The 15,341-nt window shown below is 50.5% G+C and carries 10 protein-coding genes and 1 pseudogene; 4 read left to right on the top strand and 7 right to left on the bottom strand.

Features of this window, described 5'->3' with window-relative positions; genetic code table 11:
* Positions 1 to 157 precede the first annotated feature (157 nt).
* On the top strand, positions 158 to 733 hold the full coding sequence (locus tag ATY27_RS17275) for a hypothetical protein (protein ID WP_208931837.1): 576 nt from the start codon (positions 158 to 160) through the stop codon (positions 731 to 733).
* Positions 734 to 848: 115 nt separating this feature from the next.
* Here ATY27_RS17275 and ATY27_RS17270 read toward each other — a convergent pair whose 3' ends face one another.
* The 7 genes from ATY27_RS17270 to ATY27_RS17240 form a co-directional block, all read right to left on the bottom strand.
* Positions 849 to 1,259, bottom strand: a complete 411-nt coding sequence (locus ATY27_RS17270) for a DUF2787 family protein (protein WP_208931836.1) — start codon at positions 1,257 to 1,259, stop codon at positions 849 to 851.
* Positions 1,260 to 1,345: 86 nt separating this feature from the next.
* Complete coding sequence (locus ATY27_RS17265; RefSeq protein WP_208931835.1) at positions 1,346 to 1,804, bottom strand: DUF6641 family protein; 459 nt, start codon at positions 1,802 to 1,804, stop codon at positions 1,346 to 1,348.
* 30 nt (positions 1,805 to 1,834) lie between these two features.
* Positions 1,835 to 3,853 (bottom strand): AAA family ATPase, encoded by a 2,019-nt coding sequence (locus ATY27_RS17260; RefSeq protein WP_208931834.1) that lies wholly within the window; start codon positions 3,851 to 3,853, stop codon positions 1,835 to 1,837.
* Positions 3,850 to 4,755 carry a tyrosine-type recombinase/integrase gene (locus ATY27_RS17255; protein ID WP_208931833.1) on the bottom strand — a complete coding sequence of 302 codons (906 nt, stop codon included), beginning with the start codon at positions 4,753 to 4,755 and terminating at the stop codon, positions 3,850 to 3,852. Before ATY27_RS17255 ends, ATY27_RS17260 begins: the two co-directional genes overlap by 4 nt.
* A 142-nt stretch (positions 4,756 to 4,897) precedes the next feature.
* Complete coding sequence (locus ATY27_RS17250; protein WP_208931832.1) at positions 4,898 to 5,422, bottom strand: hypothetical protein; 525 nt, start codon at positions 5,420 to 5,422, stop codon at positions 4,898 to 4,900.
* A 111-nt stretch (positions 5,423 to 5,533) separates the two neighbouring features.
* Complete coding sequence (locus ATY27_RS17245; RefSeq protein WP_208931831.1) at positions 5,534 to 6,193, bottom strand: hypothetical protein; 660 nt, start codon at positions 6,191 to 6,193, stop codon at positions 5,534 to 5,536.
* Positions 6,194 to 6,369: 176 nt separating this feature from the next.
* Positions 6,370 to 11,931, bottom strand: coding sequence for an InlB B-repeat-containing protein (locus ATY27_RS17240; protein WP_208931830.1), 5,562 nt, complete (start codon positions 11,929 to 11,931; stop codon positions 6,370 to 6,372).
* A 292-nt stretch (positions 11,932 to 12,223) separates the two neighbouring features.
* Between ATY27_RS17240 and ATY27_RS17235 the strand changes: the two are divergent.
* The 3 genes and pseudogenes from ATY27_RS17235 to ATY27_RS17225 all read left to right on the top strand — a co-directional run bounded on the left by ATY27_RS17235 (position 12,224) and on the right by ATY27_RS17225 (position 15,239).
* A pseudogene (locus ATY27_RS17235) lies at positions 12,224 to 13,435 on the top strand (IS256 family transposase).
* Positions 13,432 to 13,845, top strand: coding sequence for an NUDIX domain-containing protein (locus tag ATY27_RS17230; RefSeq protein ID WP_208931829.1), 414 nt, complete (start codon positions 13,432 to 13,434; stop codon positions 13,843 to 13,845). The pseudogene ATY27_RS17235 and the gene ATY27_RS17230 overlap by 4 nt, the downstream one beginning before the upstream one ends.
* A gap of 143 nt (positions 13,846 to 13,988) precedes the next feature.
* The gene (locus ATY27_RS17225) at positions 13,989 to 15,239 is read left to right on the top strand and encodes a hypothetical protein (RefSeq protein ID WP_208931828.1); all 1,251 of its coding nucleotides are present in this window, start codon (positions 13,989 to 13,991) and stop codon (positions 15,237 to 15,239) included.
* Positions 15,240 to 15,341: the final 102 nt, after the last annotated feature.

Raw genomic sequence — 15,341 nt, 5'->3', positions numbered from 1 at the left:
GGACCAGTTGGGCGCATTCCAGACGAAATTCAGGGCTGAATGTAGGTCTTGTCTTTTTGTTCATCATGTCACCTAATTGCTTACGAGGCGTAGCATAACACCTCTAATCAGGTGGCCAAATTCAGTGTGCCACTACAAGTGATGCATGCTGGCTGCGATGAAGGAGATCATCAATCCTGATGTTGTTATCGAGAGTGACATTGTCAGGAAAGAGCTATTACTAAAAGAAGACGGTGCTGACAGCAAAATTAAGAAGCTATATATAACCAATGTGCCTGAAAATGCATTTGCCTTTACTTTAGATTATCAGCCAGGTGGTCAAGCAAACCGATGGTTTAAACAGCTATCACCTTATGTCGACGTTGCTAATGCCCAGGGGGTGAATAAAGGTTGCGACCTGATTATCCTGTGGCAAGTGGGCGAAAGGCCATATGCATTAGTCTTTGATCTTAAATCGGATAAACCGAAACAGGAAGCGACACAAAAACAGCTTAATAATTCAGAGGTATTTCTGAAATATCTGTTGGCAATGGTAAATTTACATTATGGTATTGCAACTGATACATTACAGATAAAAAAAGCGATAGGCACAACAGATAATCGTGCAGTACGTAAAGGAGCTACTTATCGGCCCAACGCAACTGCGACGCATTTGGACGGTTATCACATTGAAGTGATTACCCCACGAGCTTACCAAACGGGGTATATTCCATTGCCTCAGTTGGCAAGATGATTGTATCGGAGGCTATCGACTCTGTTGGAATAATTTACGCAGAAAGCCTCGGGTAAGAGTGGGTTTAAATTTTAGCTAAATCAACTCAGCAGAACGGTAACAAAAAGCAGCTACGTCAGGTAGCCACTTTACATTCAAATACTTCAACGTCATGCCAGTAACTTATGAAATTCTGCTCCCACACTGGATAGATGTCTGATGCCTCCTCTATCCGGTAATACCCGTACTGGGTCTGAAACACGCCCGCCCCAAAATCAAAATCCAAGTCTTTGACCAGCTCGGCATAGGGTCCGATACCGGCAAAACAAAAGTCGGTGATGTAGAGGATGTGCCATTCATCGCCTTTGCGCTTTAGCATGATCTCCACCGGATGGTAACCGCCTTTCTCGGCGCTGTAGTCTTGGTCTCTGAAGTTCAGGGTGACGCTGGTCTTACCGGTGAGGTCTTTGCCCTTTAGCGCCTCTTTAAGCAGGTCGGTCAGTTTCTGGCTTACAGGTAATGGCAGATTGTCGGTTGTGATGTGCATGGTGGTACTCCTAAAAAGCAAAAGGCCTGCCGCATGGTGTTGATGCATGGACAGGCCTTGTTTGTTGATACAGGGTTGGTGTGGTGTTAGTCGGGTTTCTTGTTACGGTTTCTAAGCTTCGGCGCTTTGGCTGGCGATAGCGCCAGAATATGTGTATCCAGTTCACCTTTCTCCACCGCTTTAATGATGGTGCTGATAACTTCCAGCAAGTTCTCTTTAGGCCCGACATCAATGGCCGTTTTGCCTTTATCCAGCTCCATGGATTTCAGGCCGACCTTGATTTCAAAGTAGTAGTGGTTGTTGCTGTCGTAGTACCAAGGCCGGACGGCTTTGCGTTTACGAATGGTCTGGCGTTCACCGGTTTCAGGGTGCTTCACCACCTTTTCTTTAAAGGCTTCGAACACTTCACCCGCCAGCATGCACTGGGCCATGGCGAGTTGTTCGTCCAGCCGTTCAATCAGCTTCATGCGTTTGCCTAAAATCGGTGGTTTGGGCTCGATTTTTGGACGGTCGATTACCTTGAGCGTGCTCAATAATGTGGTCATAACATTCACCTTATAATGGAGTGTCAGGGCTTAGCGGATAAAGCCAATGCCTGACGAGGGTTGCTTGCGTTGGTTTTCGTCGCACAGCAGCGAAAGTGCCGATTGACGCGGGTTGGAATGAGTCGTAAAGGTCAGGCGTCTTGCGAGAATGGCAAAATCCCCTGGGGTTAAGTACTTGAGTGCAGTTAGTCTCTCGCGCTCGTCACTCGATAGCGTTTTAACGCTCAGCACGCGCTTGTACAGCGTCATCGCTTGCTCAGCGCTCAAGTAGTCACACTCAAGCTTGAAGTCAAAGCGGCGAAGCACAGCTCTGTCTAGCGACTGGTCAAAGTTTGTTGCTGCAAAGAGCGGCTGCGTGAAGCTCTCAAGCTGCGTCAGTAGCTCACTGACAAGCTGTAGCTCATGCTGATTGCGCAGCCGGTCCCGACTGGTTAGCAGGCTGTCCACTTCATCGAGGAGCAGTATTTGCCGCTCGTCATGCGCTTGCTGAAAAAGCTCAGCCACCTGTTTTTCACTTTCACCGACGTATTTACTCAGCACATCCGAGCATTTCACCCGTTTGATGGGGTAATCAAACTGCTCAGCCATGTGGTAGGCCAATGCTGTTTTGCCGGTGCCAGGCGGACCGCAGAGTAACACCCGTACCGAATGGCCTTTTTTCACGGCATGGCGGATTTGGGTTAAAGGCTCGGTGCCTTGTTTAATATTTAAAAGTGCTGGGTCAAAGTTCAGTTGCTGGCGGTACTCAAGGTTGTCTTCCCATAAGCGGCAGGCTTGCAGGGTGCTTTCTATCACCTCATCGACAATCCCCTTCGCCACCTCACCCTTCGCGGCCACAACTTTAGCCACATGACCGGCATTACCAATGATGGCAGGGGTGATGTTCGGGATAGCCGCCATTTCTTTAAAGGTCTTCTCGGATAGCTTTAAACCAGCAAAGCTTTGTTTTGCGATGCCCTTGAGGACTGAACTGTCAGGGGACGCAATCTCCTGCACCAGCTTAAACCGGCGAATGTAGCTATTCTCCAGTGAGTCCACATGGTTGGTTATCCAAATGGCCGGCACAGGGCAGGACTCAATCAGCCGATGCAGCGCTTCCTTGCTGTAATGGGTGTCTGCGTCGATAAACAAGCGCTCACATTCATCGACCAACAATACCGCATCCGGATTTCCGGCTAATATCGCCTGAAGTGCCGCAAAGTGCTGAATACGCTGTTTGGTGGCATACCGAGCATCCAGCTCTTGCGACAACCGGCCATCCTCTAACCTGACACTGCGTACTTCATACAGCACCTTGCCACACTCGGCTACCAGTGAACGGGCAAGCTCCGTTTTGCCAGAGCCCGGCTCGCCATACAGCAAGACACTGACCCCCAAGACCCGCTTGCGGCTGGCATTGTCTAAATACAGCGCCAGCAAATCCGTATTGGCCTGCGGGAATGCGTCCAAGCCAAATAAAGGCTCTGGGCTTTTGTTCAGAAGGCTACCGAGCAAATCATCCTTACTCTCGACAGGGCGGGACATCAGATGCGACAAGATAGGCCCAGGAATGGTCACGCTATGAAGCTCATCATCAAAAGACGCGACCATCACACCTTGTCCTGCCAGCTTTAACACTGCATCGAGCATGTCATAGCGGTTGAGGTCAAAGTGCTCGGCCACCATCTCGGCGTAATCCAGCTCCAGCTGATTCAGCTCCATCTGGTACAGCAGGTCTTTAAGCCCAGAGTTCAGGTTCAGCACCACAATAAACTCAAGGGCTGGCAGAAAGTCCTTTGGATAGCCGAACAGCTCGGCCACTCGTTTGATGTTTGCTTGCAGCAGTGCTGTGACTTTGGGGTAATCATCTGCCCCCAGAAACCCCTTAGCCAAAGAGTCTTTACTGACATTCCCTGAAGTTTTGAGGGCTTTGCCGGTGATTTTGAAGGCTAAGGACGGGGTGAGCAGCGCCTGCATATCTTCCAGACACACCTTGTCCAACAACACCCACGCATACTGAGAGGCTAACGCATAGTACTTGTACGCCAGCCCCCGAACTGGCGCGCTCATGGCTTGCTCCGGTAGTTAAGCGCAGCCGCCGCTTGTTTCATAAACTCATGGTCGCGCTTATCGTAAATGATGGTGGTACTGATACTGCTGTGACCGGCCATCTGACGCACAGTGTTGATATCTACACTCTGCGACAATAAACGGGTAATGAAGGTGCGGCGCATATCGTGAGGTGAGCCATTCTCCACCCCAATATCCTGCAATTTTTGCTTAATCAGCCGGTAGACGGTGGACGCATGCATCGGCTCCTGCACTTTGACCTTGCCATCGGCATAGACCGAGCACAGCAAATAGCCATCGACCATTGAACGGATTTTTAGCCACGCTTGCATGTACTCCAGACACCATTCCGGTAAATACAGCACCCGACTTTTATTGCCCTTGCCATGACGAACTAACAAGGTCTTATGGCTCTTGTCATAGTCCTTGAGATTCAATGCCACCAGTTCGCTGCGCCGAAGGCCGGTGCCTAACAGCAAGGCAAACACCAACAGGTTGCGATAGCCAATCGGCGTTAACTCAGCACGCAACTGGTAAAACAACTGCTCAACCTGCTTGGTGGTCAGGGCATTACCCTGATGTTCACCATGTTTAAGCTGAGCAATAGATTCGAGCTGAGCCAACTGCTGCTGATTGGCTAAGTTTTGCAGAACCGCCACTTTCACAATGCCGCGCACGGCAATCATGGCGCGATTAATAGAACGAGCCGACCAGCCAGCGGCAGTCAGCGTCTGACGAATGACCATGGCCTGTGCATAGTCCACCTGATAAAGCCGCTGCTCGCGCTCAGCGTCATCCCACTGCATCAGTTTGCACAGACTCAAGAGCTGCGATGCAATAGAACGACGACTGTTAGGCGAAAAGCGGCCGATATACAGCGCATAAGGGCTAGCTGTACTCATAGCTTACCTCAGTAGTATGTGATTGATAGTGATGTGTCGAGCGAAGGGATAAAGCTAGAAACGCAGTGCTACACCATGGTAGCACTGGCTTTGGTTGGATTTGAATGGCCTATTTTTGCTACGGATAGGCGGGGTGCGGGGCTTAGTCTTCTTTACTCAGAAGGTATTGAATGAAGTCGCTCTGGCTGACAAAGCCATGAGGTTTCTTCAGTTCTTTGTACTTCTCAAGGAACATTTTTTTCACAAAATCTTTAACTTCAATCTTCTTAACTTTCCGTTGCTGCTCCAGATATTCGGGCAGGAGGTCAGCAAGTTTGGCGATTTTGGGTTTGTCACTGCACTTGCTGAAAAACTCCTCCAAAGCTTTGTGTGCCTTTTTCTTCGCCTTATCGTCTTTGACATCAAGAGCTGATTGCAGAGCGCTCAGACGTTCTTCTAAGCGTTGCCATGTTTTAGGCATTTCATGTTTAGTGCAGTAAGCTTCAATTGGAGATTTCAGTTCTAACCAATCTTTTGCTTTAAAATTGTCATAAGGTAGGCCTACCCCAATATTGTATTTGGCCACGGTCTTGGTAACCGTAACAAGTTCAGTAATATCCTTTTGGCGGGATTTCTTTGGAACTTTTGACAACGACTTTTTGGCAGGTTTTTTCTTTGTAATTCGCATATTTACTACTCAGTTGTTTAACACCACAGCTGGTTATAGCCAAGTTAATGCGTCCGATCCTGGGAAATTTTCCGAGATCCGGACGCATTTGTATGGCTGTGTTCTCCGTCGCTAGAAGCCTGCTGTCAGCTTGGCCCATTCTTTATCAAAGCTGCGTTCCAGTTGTTTCTCGTCTGGCAGCTCCAACTTGGAAAAGTCATTGGTCAGTGCCGCCACCAGCCATGCTAAACGGCGGCGGGCCTTGGCTTGCACCCTCTTCGCTGAATAAACCTCCAGCTCGGCAGGCGACAGCATCTTTGCCAACTTCTTGCGTTCTTTAACGGGAAGTGTGCTCATTGCTGCTTTCAAGCCACTGGCGGTAATGAATGCTAACAGCCATGGTGCAAACTCACCTTTCTGCTCAGCCTTCACTTTGTCCATGTCATAGACTTTCAGCGCAGCAAAACTTGCTTGCCACCGGCTGTCTTCCAACAGCAGATGCAACTTCACCTTGTGCCGGAAGCGGAATTCAATCCGGGTTCGGTAGTCGTCATCGCGTTCATAGCAACAGATTTGCAGCGGGGATTTTTCAGTACCAATGTAAAATGTCGATTTAGCACCTACAGGGTCAAAAAATTTGCCCGAACTTAGGCTGGCAGGGTTGTCTATCGCCAGCTGGGATAAGGGTTGCAAAACATCCACAGCAATATCAAAGCGGGTCACCTTAAAGGCCGGATGGTCTAACCTGAATTCGCCTAAAAGTTGCTCCAGCCAGAACGGATGTTTGTGCATTTTCGAAACGAATCAAACATGTATAGTATTGTTTTTCGTACTGGCCAGCTCGATTGTCAAACAAGCTGATTTAAAAACGAACACTGACTCTCTCACCCTGATATATCCGGAGCCTTGTTTTAACCAAGAGCCATAGACACCGTTATACTATCAATCGGCGTCTATGGCTCACACAATTAAAAGCTGTATTTGACAGTAAGCAGTAACAAGTTCGTTTTTGCTTTTCTGGTATTGTAGCTATGAGCGGAAATACTTAAATCAAAGGCTTCATTCAGTTGATAATCCAAACCTACCCCCAGCGAAAAGTTCTGGTCATTGCCACTCTCTTTGTCTGATCTGCTTATCCAGTCAAGCGTGTTGCGCTCACGATTAAACAGTACACCAGCTCGCAGATAGGGTTTAAACGTGCTCTGTTCCATCAGATAGAAACGGGTGGCAACTTCTATACCTTTGCCTCTCTGAGGTTGTACCGCCAGTAATTGGCTGTTCTGTGTATTTTCCGGCAAATTGTCATAGGCAATAATTAAGTCTCCTAAATCTGCCCAACCGGCCTCTATGTACCATTTGGGCTGTAGCCTGTAGCCCAACACCAGACGATATCCAGGATCACTGTTTTGCCGCAGTGTTGCCACACTACCTGATAGCTGCGGATCAGCATTGATAAGAGCAAGCTGTTTATTCATTCCTTTTGATTCAGCCACACCATAAGAGGCTTCTATAAACCAGTCATTGCTAGCATGTGCCACTGCTGGCAATAACGCCAGCAGTACCATCGAAGTCACCCGCTTTATTCTGCGAACACAGGCTAACATAGCTAAACCTAACAACAATGAGACGTGCATACTTCCTCCGGTAGACGTTACTGCGACATTACTTTCATACCATTGTGCAGTGGCCTGGATATTTCTGGCAGGCATAGTCGCCGGTAATACCGGGTTCCATCCTTTAAAGGTATAGCCCTGGCGCACCGGTGTTGGTGGCGATATCGCACTGCCAAAAGCCAGGGTTAGAGGTGCCAATGCCTGGCCACCTGCAGTCTCAAATTGGATCTGATACTGATTCACCTGCCATTGTGCCGTTAATGTCATGTTTTCAGCAGGCATTGTTGCGGGTAGGGCCGGGGACCAGCCTAAGAAGGTATAACCTTCACGCACCGGATCCGGCACTATCAGTTCACTGCCAAATAACTGTGTGATCGGTGCAATAGTGCTACCGCCAGCACTGTCAAAAGTCAGCGAATAGCTATTGTATATCGCTAATACGCCAGGATCACGAATAATACCATTCGCTTGTGCATCATCATCGTTCGGACCGCCGTCTTCAATAATAAGGCGGATACAGCCATAGCCTTCAACCAAACCTGCTTCCCATACGTCAGAGGAGACAACCGGACACTGATTCAAAGCATCACGCTTTGCCGATTGCACGATATTGTTGTCATCCTCAACAAAGTTATGCCAGTGCATACTGGTAAATTTACGCCACACAGCATTAGCAGGGATAGTAGTACCAACCGGTAGCGGGATCATCACGGGGACAGACTCGCCTGGTACAGACAGCCCCAGAATATCCAGGTTGACGGTATAACCTACCTGCGTAAAACCGGCATCCTGTAAAGCTCCATCATTCAACGCCAGACCAAACTGATCGCTGTTCCAAGACATATCGCCTGAAAATAACCCCAGCGATAAGGTGTATAAGTTGGGGACTTCAGCAAAAACTACCCCCTGGTCCTGACAATTATCAACCCGGTTATCTCCCTCTTCGATAATAGGACACAAAGGCAGGCGATTTTTGAACTCCCTTAATGGATTGCGCTCATTCGGTATACCGTTACTTGTCGAGCAACTGGCATACGGGCAGTCATCAATGATCCGTAGTAATAACTGATACTGTCCGTTACGACGGCCATCTGTTGCTGTAATCAATACTGTGTAATTGCCAAGCTGTACATTCGTCGGATCAAAGGTGGCAACATCGCCTGACACTTGCAGCGGCAAATCATCTGCCGACCAGGCAAAGGTTACCTGCACTTGATTCAGCTCAACAGCATTGAGGTGTACCAAGCCATCACGCTTGCTAATCACATTAGTCTGTACACCAGATTGCAACGCCTTACCCTGCAATGAGAGAGGGGCTGGCTCATCTAACACCACCAGTTTATGCGTGTCCGGTGTGCCGGCCAGCGCATTCGTTATATCTACAGGGTTAATTCTGACCGTTGCATTATTCTGCAAAGCAGACACTGTATAAGCCTGACGTAAATCATCTTTTTCAGCTAGGCTAACCCGCTCAGCAGATAACTGTGCATCGGCCAGAATAAAGTCAGCAGTCACCGGATAATTGATTGCCTCATCACTCAGCCATACTGCTACAGATGATACCTGACCGGGTTCAATTTGTTGCTGGCTTGATGTGAAGGCTAAGTAAGGAAGAATATCAAAACTGATGTCGACAACTTCACCACTATTTTCATCAACAAAGCGGAAGGTATAGCGTCCGGTTCTGCTCGCCGTAAAGCGATAACTACCATCATCCAGACGCACCAGTACCGTTTGAACTTCTTCATCAGTCATTGACACCGTATGATCAGCACGAGTGCGATCCGCTTCTAACAAATGCTGGCTGCCACTGCCACCAAATACCCGGAAGTGGCGCAGTTGGTTAACAGGCCCGGCCGAGGTGTTGTCGGCTTCAATTTGTACGGGGTCATACACCGTCACCGAAATGGTACAGTTTGCCAGTATTCCGGCGGTTACCAACTGCCCCGTCGTATAGACTGCACCACAATTGCTGTGAACGACGACCACATCGTTTTCATTGACGAGCTGCAATGTAAACTCTGCAACCCGGCCATATAACACGGTTTGACTGGCAGGCATGACCTGGCCAGCACCTGTTACATTCACTGATACAAGGTAAGACAGCTCCTCATACATTGCTCTTACGTCTAAGTCCCCGGTAATTTCAGATAAATCCGCATTCCATCCGACAAAGCTGAAACCAACGCGCTCTGGTACCAGTGAGATCACTGCAGGCTGTCCATGCTCAACCTGTAGCGTTTGAAGCACTGAATCATCCCAATCCAGGAAGCGTACCGTATAGATATTTATTTCCCACTGTGCTGTCAGCGTCAGATTGCTGCTTGGCATGGTGGTCGGGAAGGCAGGGGTCCAGCCGGTAAAGGTATAGCCTTCACGGCTTGGAGCGGCCGGAGCGGTGAGCGCCGCTCCAAAGTTTGCGGTGATTGGCGTAATCGCCGAGCCGCCGTTGCTGTCAAAACTCACTGTGTATTGGTTAATGCTCCACTGTGCTGTCAGCGTCAGATTGCTGCTTGGCATGGTGGTCGGGAAGGCAGGGGTCCAGCCGGTAAAGGTATAGCCTTCACGGCTTGGAGCGGCCGGAGCGGTGAGCGCCGCTCCAAAGTTTGCGGTGATTGGCGTAATCGCCGAGCCGCCGTTGCTGTCAAAACTCACTGTGTATTGGTTAATGCTCCACTGTGCTGTCAGCGTCAGATTGCTGCTTGGCATGGTGGTCGGGAAGGCAGGGGTCCAGCCGGTAAAGGTATAGCCTTCACGGCTTGGAGCGGCCGGAGCGGTGAGCGCCGCTCCAAAGTTTGCGGTGATTGGCGTAATCGCCGAGCCGCCGTTGCTGTCAAAACTCACTGTGTATTGGTTAATACTCCACTGTGCTGTGACTGTTATATCATTATTTGGCATCTCGGTCGGTAAAGCAGGCTCCCAACCATTAAAGGTAAATCCTTCTCTTATTGGCGATTCAGGCACAGGAATAGCACTACCTACGCTGGCTGTAATCGGGTTTACCGGACTTCCTCCCGCACTATCAAAAGTTATAGTTCGTTGGCTTGTGATGGTCATTGACTGAACATTGCCACACGACAAACCAACAACAGTTTGTGCACAGACCTTGTAGTAGTATGTACCTGGAACCTGAGCTCCCCCTACCGTACCGCTAACGTTTTGCACATGATTGCCTGCAAGCAAGGTTTGATTTTCAGAGTTTCTTAATTGAATTGTTGAACTGCTGCTTTCAATGACCTGCTGCTGGTTGGTACCCAGATACAAAATCGGGTTAGTGGCAAAATGTTTAGGATTAACCGTGCCGGCAAAAAGAAAATTGTCATCCTGTACTGACACTGCGCCAGTAATGGCAACTGGCATTGCAGCAAGCACTGCAAAGCCATCTCCCTGATTCGTGCCTCTGGTATGTTGGATCATCGCTCCGGGCTGGCCCAGAATGTTGCCCACACCTTGCCTGGTGTAGTCCGGCCCGGAAATGGTCGCAAAAGATGAACCGCCACCTCCACCGTGGTTTGCTGCCCCGCCGTAGTAACCACCGCCGCCGCCTGCCCGGTTTTCATTGTCGCCACTACCGCCGGTCAACCACTGTCCGCTGGTTGCAGGCGAAGCCTCCGGATCTGGCTCACAGGTAATATGGCAGTTCAGAAGCAATTGGCCCCCCGAAGTCAGCAAGCCGCCCCGGCCATGAGGCTCCCAGCTATTCCGATGACTGGTTCCTCCTTCACCATTGGTTTCTGCACCGCCGGCAGCACCAAACCAGCCAAATTGAACAAAGAATCCATAGACGCCGCCACCGCCGCCCGCGACCACAATCCGATCATCCAGACTGTAAGGGGCAACACGTAAATCGCTGGCACCGCCACCGCCATAACCAGAGGAGTTTAATAACAGCGAATCACCGCCTCCGTTATAGCCTCCCTCGCCACCTGTAAGTACACCAGTTCCCATAGCCGGTGCGCGCTCAGTGCCACGGCCGCCCAATACCAATTCCAGCTGGATACCGGGTGTAACAGGTAAACGGCCAAACACTACATCACCCGCTGCCTGACCACGGGCACCAGCAATCATTACCGAGAGAGCTGTTACATCACTTTCAACAGTGTAAGTTTGTGGTGCACCAGTAAAAGCAAAGGATGCATTTGGGATCGCACTGGGGATATCGACAATAATTTTACCTTCGCCGGCATTTACGCTATCGGTAAATACCACATTACTCACCCCCGCACTAGCATCAGCGGCCCAAGATGAACCACCGCCACCACCTGAGGCGCCGGTATCGGTGGCGCCACCGCCACCACCGCCACCATAATAACCTCCGCCGCCACTGCCACCGGCATGATTGGGCTTCCAACCTAAAATCCCACCAGCACCCAAGGTTCCAGCAGTGGCAAACCCCTCCGCGCCACCACCACCGTTGGTACCAGGAGCCCCACCTGCACTGGCAGTACCGGGCTCACCTGGGGTAGAACCTGTACCAGCGCTTGTACCTGCTGTGGCTACAAGGCCGCCATCACCTCCATGACTACCATTAAAAGAACCAGCTGCCCCGCCAGCACCGGCAACAACAATACGGTGATTAAGCGCACAAGTGAGCGTATAGGCACAAGATGTCACTGTGCTGAATGCCGGACGACGGATATCTGTCGCGCCGCCACCTTTCACATTGCCGCCACCGCCACCATTAAAACCAAAGGTATCACCGACCATCAACTGTAATACTTCACCGGGTGTTACGGCGATAGTGGCCGTGACAACCCCACCTTTACCGGCATTAGCAATTACACCTTGCGGCACGGTGCCCTGCGAGCCATGCAGCTCAACATGAATGGATGTCACACCTTCGGGCACGACATAGATTTGAGGTCCGCCCGTATTTGTAAATACTTGTGAAGCGAAAACTAAGCTGATCGGAAACACGGATGTCACTAGCACTATTAACCATTTCATTAACGTGCGAAGGCGATGTGTGTACATAAGATAACCTCGTGTTTGTGTAAGGGAGACGTTCTCTGCAAAACAATCTTGTGAACATCCGTTTGGGGTTGCAACACAGGTGAAGAATTTACTTCGGGCCTTATAGACGTTGCCTAAAAGCTTACTTTTGGTTAAACATAACTAATAAATAATAGAAACTAGTGCAATGAGCAAGGAGAGTGTAAAAAGATCTGTGTAAGTGGCATTCTACCTATGTATTTGAAAGGACATAAGAATGCCAGTATCAGACCAGCTTATCGACCAGTTGTTAGCTGACTACAAATCCCCTGAAGACCTGCTGGGTGAACAAGGTCTACTCAAACAGCTCACCAAAAAGCTTGCCGAGCGAGCCCTTGAAGCCGAGATGGAGCAGCATCTTGGTTATGCCAAACATGATGCAGCCGGTAAAAACACCGGTAACTCCCGTAACGGTAAAAGCCGTAAAACGGTTCGTAGTATCCATGGCGACATCGATATTGAAACTCCGCGTGACCGCAACGGCAGCTTTGAGCCGCAGCTGATTAAAAAAGGTGAAAAACAGCTGGGAGGCTTTGATGAGCGCATTGTCTCGTTGTACGCCCGAGGCATGTCAACCCGCGACATTCAGGCCCATTTCGAAGACGTGTATGGTGTGGAGGTCTCACCGACGTTTATCTCTCAGGTCACCAATGCCGTACTGGACGAAGTCAAAGCCTGGCAGCAACGGCCGTTAGCGCCGGTTTATCCCATCGTGTATCTGGACTGTTTAGTGGTCCGCAGCCGTGAAACCGGCAGCGTACAGAACAAATCGGTTTACCTGGCTCTGGGGGTCAATTGCGACGGTGAAAAAGAGCTATTGGGCCTGTGGTTAGCGCAAACCGAAGGGGCCAAATTCTGGCTGTCGGTGATGAACGAGCTGAAAAACCGTGGGCTGGACGATATCTTTATCGCCTGTGTTGATGGCCTCAAAGGTTTCCCGGACGCCATTGAAGCGGTATATCCGAACACGCAGGTCCAACTGTGCATCGTGCATCAAATCCGCAACAGCCTGCGCTTTGTCAGTTGGAAAGAGCGCAAAGCGGTCGCGGCCGACCTGAAAACTATCTACGGCGCAGCCACCTTAAAGCAGGCAGAGCAAGCCCTGGAGCAGTTTGCTGAGGCTTGGGATAAGCAGCATCCAAGTATCAGTAAATCCTGGCGCGACAACTGGACGCAGCTGAGTGTGTTCTTCGATTATCCACCGTAAATCCGCAAAGTGATTTACACCACCAACGCGATTGAATCGCTCAATGCCAGCCTGCGTCAGGTCACCAAGACCAGGCGGTCATTCCCGAATGATGATTCAGTGCTGAAGTTGCTGTATCTGGCTTTACATCAAATCGCCAAAAAGTGGACAATGCCGCTGCGCGATTGGAAGCCTGCGATGACGCAGTTTATGATCATGTACGGTGACCGTATATCGTTATGATAAACAGCCACTTACATAGAAAAATTTATACTCTCACTTATATCAACGGCAACGCAACGGGCCTGTTGATTGAAGCTTGTGCCGGGCTGCTGGAACGTGACAATGCGGCTGACTGCATTGTCAGAGAAGCCCATGAAGAGACCGGCTATCGCATTGATAAACCGCAAAAAATATTCGAAGCCTATATGTCGCCGGGGTCGGTGACCGAACTGCTGCATTTTTTTATTGCTGAATACGCCGATGCTGACAAAACAGGCGAGGGTGGCGGCTTAGCCAGCGAGCAGGAGAATATTGAAGTGCTGGAACTGGATTTTGCGACGGCCTACGCGATGATTGCTGCGGGTGACATTGTGGATGGGAAAACCATTATGTTGTTGCAGTACGCCAAGATAAATGACCTCTTCCAGTAACTATCGCCATGGCTATTACCATGAATGTGGCCGCGTAAATCATTGGGTTTTGCGCAAGCACGCTGCCGGTGGCGCCGGCGATGTATGTGCTGCAAACAGAAACCGGGAACAACATAATCACTTTAACTGAAGGATATCAGTCAATGACACCGATGCGCATGAACTCTTCCGGCCCGCGAGCCTTGCAGCTGAGCGGGCCCTTGCTGCTGCCCCTGATGATCACAATGCTGCTAAGTGCCTGTAGTGCCGTGGCGCCCGATGCGGGTTCTGCCCACACTGCATCTGCCACAGCGCTGACGCCGGCGACAAAAGCGCTGACAGCGCAGCCCAATGCGAAGTGGTTCAAACTGAACACCGAAGCCTATCGTGGCAAGCAGGATGACATCGTGTTTGTTGACGCCAAGAGCGGATTTTACGTCAATGGCGCGGGCAAAATTTTCAAAACTGTTGATGGTGGCCAGAACTGGCAGCTCGTGCTGCACCAGCCTGGCACTTACTTCCGCACTATTGGTTTTGTTGATGCGAATACCGGTTTTGCCGGCAATATTGGCACCGATTATTTTCCCGGCGTGACAGATACCACGCCGTTGTATCAGACCAAAGATGGCGGCGTCAGCTGGGCGCCGGTGAAAAATCTGACTGGCGTTGCCGTGAAGGGGCTCTGTGCGATTGACGTCGTGCACAGCGCTTTTGTCAACGCAGGTGTGCTGGATCAGCGGACCATCGTCCATGCGGCCGGGCGGGTCGGCGGTCCGGCTTTTCTGCTGCGTTCGCTTGATGGCGGACACAGCTGGTTGTCCATCGATATGAATGCGCATATTGCCGCCATCACCGACGTTAAATTCTTTGATGAAATGAATGGCATTGTCGTCGGTGCGGATGATGCCAATATCGGTCGTTCTCATGCGGTGATCATTGCTACCCGCGACGGTGGACAGACCTGGCGGCGTGTCTATTCCTCGGCGCGCCCGCATGAAATAGCCTGGAAACAACCCTTCCCCAGCCGGCAGGTGGGCTATGTGACAGTACAAAATTATGATACCGATAAAACAGTGAGCCAGCGGGTTGTCGCCAAAACCCTGGATGGCGGCAACACCTGGCAGGAAGTGCCGCTGGTCGATGATTATGCGGTGCGGCAGTTTGGTATCGGCTTTGCCGACGAACAAACTGGCTGGGTTGGCACCAGTACCAGTGGTTTTGCCACACAGAACGGTGGCAAAAGCTGGACACGGGTCGAGATGGGTAAAGCCGTGAATAAAATCCGCATTGTGTCCGACGGTCAGCACTTTGTCGGTTTTGGCATTGGCGTGTCGGTCTATAAGTTCGGCACTCCACCGTCCGGCCTGGCGGTCACTACGCCATTGCCGGCGGGCAAAGCCGCTGCCGTTCAATGAAGTAGACACAATGTGGTACCTGTTCTTAACCAATCTGTGCAGTGCACTGGCTATCGGTGATGGCAAGGCCACTCAATCAATGATGGGCGCGGTGGCCACTTT

This window comes from Rheinheimera sp. F8 (assembly GCF_001518915.1).
Note: the sequence above shows the minus strand (reverse complement) of the source record. Positions and strands in the feature narration are given on the sequence as shown.

Bases quoted from the DNA above. Each gene is read 5' to 3' on its own strand.
- ATY27_RS17275 (WP_208931837.1), top strand. From the start codon at position 158: ATGAAGGAGATCATCAATCCTGATGTTGTTATCGAGAGTGACATTGTC.
- ATY27_RS17260 (WP_208931834.1), bottom strand. From the start codon at position 3,853: ATGAGCGCGCCAGTTCGGGGGCTGGCGTACAAGTACTATGCGTTAGCC.
- ATY27_RS17270 (WP_208931836.1), bottom strand. From the start codon at position 1,259: ATGCACATCACAACCGACAATCTGCCATTACCTGTAAGCCAGAAACTG.
- ATY27_RS17225 (WP_208931828.1), top strand. From the start codon at position 13,989: ATGACACCGATGCGCATGAACTCTTCCGGCCCGCGAGCCTTGCAGCTG.
- ATY27_RS17250 (WP_208931832.1), bottom strand. From the start codon at position 5,422: ATGCGAATTACAAAGAAAAAACCTGCCAAAAAGTCGTTGTCAAAAGTT.
- ATY27_RS17230 (WP_208931829.1), top strand. From the start codon at position 13,432: ATGATAAACAGCCACTTACATAGAAAAATTTATACTCTCACTTATATC.
- ATY27_RS17265 (WP_208931835.1), bottom strand. From the start codon at position 1,804: ATGACCACATTATTGAGCACGCTCAAGGTAATCGACCGTCCAAAAATC.
- ATY27_RS17255 (WP_208931833.1), bottom strand. From the start codon at position 4,755: ATGAGTACAGCTAGCCCTTATGCGCTGTATATCGGCCGCTTTTCGCCT.
- ATY27_RS17245 (WP_208931831.1), bottom strand. From the start codon at position 6,193: ATGCACAAACATCCGTTCTGGCTGGAGCAACTTTTAGGCGAATTCAGG.